The 1015-nt window shown below is 35.2% G+C and carries 1 protein-coding gene; it reads left to right on the forward strand.

Annotation, left to right across the window (positions count from 1 at the left end; genetic code table 11):
- The first annotated feature begins 302 nt into the window (after positions 1 to 302).
- A complete protein-coding gene (locus ACOVO2_RS23130) occupies positions 303 to 869 on the forward strand; it encodes a transposase (RefSeq protein ID WP_421772245.1) in 567 nt (188 codons plus the stop codon).
- The last annotated feature ends 146 nt before the right edge of the window (positions 870 to 1015 follow it).

Genomic DNA, 1015 nt, shown 5'->3' on the forward strand with positions numbered 1-1015 from the left:
CAAAAGTTTGGGTGCCAGCCTTACAAAAAATGGGTTTTGTGATGGTTGACCAACTACACGGAGCCAATGCCAATAAAATTTTCAATGATTTGGGTGGCATGAGAAAGAAACTCAAAATCGATGAAAAAATGCCGAGCAAGGAAGAAGTGGAAAAATGGGTTTCGTAGAAAAAAAGTCGTAGGAACGTCCAATCTGGACGTTCTTTTCGAGAACCGTTTTTGATTTGATTTTGATAGGAACGTCCAATTTGGACGTTCCTACGAAATAAATACCTAAATTTTATTTTGGCATGAAATAAACTTATGGGGCATAAAACTACTAAACAGTACCGCTTGCAAAACAGATGGTACGATGAAGAAAGCTATTATTTTCTAACAATCTGCACAAAAAATCGAATCAATTACTTTGGGAAAATTGAGGCAAAAGACTCAGATTTTGTTTTAATTGAGACACCGATAGCGGTAAAAATTGCAGAATTTATCAAAAATATTCCAAAACTTTACCCAAATGCCCAATTAATCGAATGGTGTGTGATGCCAAATCATCTTCACCTTATCATTCTTTTAGGAATAGAAAATTCAAAAAACACATTTTCCATTCCTATTTTAAAACTCCCTAAAAAATTCAAAGCAGCTCCAAGTCAATCAATTTCAGTCATAATCGGACAATTAAAGAAAGCCTTGACCGTCTGGTGTCAGACCGAAAATTACGAGTTTGGCTGGCAGGCAAGGTTTCATGACCACGTGATTAGAAATGAAAAATCCTTACACTTTATTCAAGAATATATCAAAAATAACCCTAAAACTTGGGGAGAAGATATTTTCAATAAAATCAATGAAGAAGAATATCTGAAAAGGTACGGCTCGTAGGAACGTCCAATCTGGACGTTCTTTGTAGAATATGATTTTAATGTGAACGTCCAATTTGGACGTTCCTACGATTTTTGCAAACTATTCATTTTCCCAACCCCACCCATATACGTCTCACTTTCAGCAACTTAACAAATATTTTACAA

The organism is Emticicia sp., assembly GCF_049241225.1.
Lineage (GTDB): Bacteria > Bacteroidota > Bacteroidia > Cytophagales > Spirosomataceae > Emticicia.

What these genes read in the sequence shown, in the direction of transcription:
- ACOVO2_RS23130 (WP_421772245.1), top strand. Translation starts at nt 303, where the DNA reads ATGGGGCATAAAACTACTAAACAGTACCGCTTGCAAAACAGATGGTAC.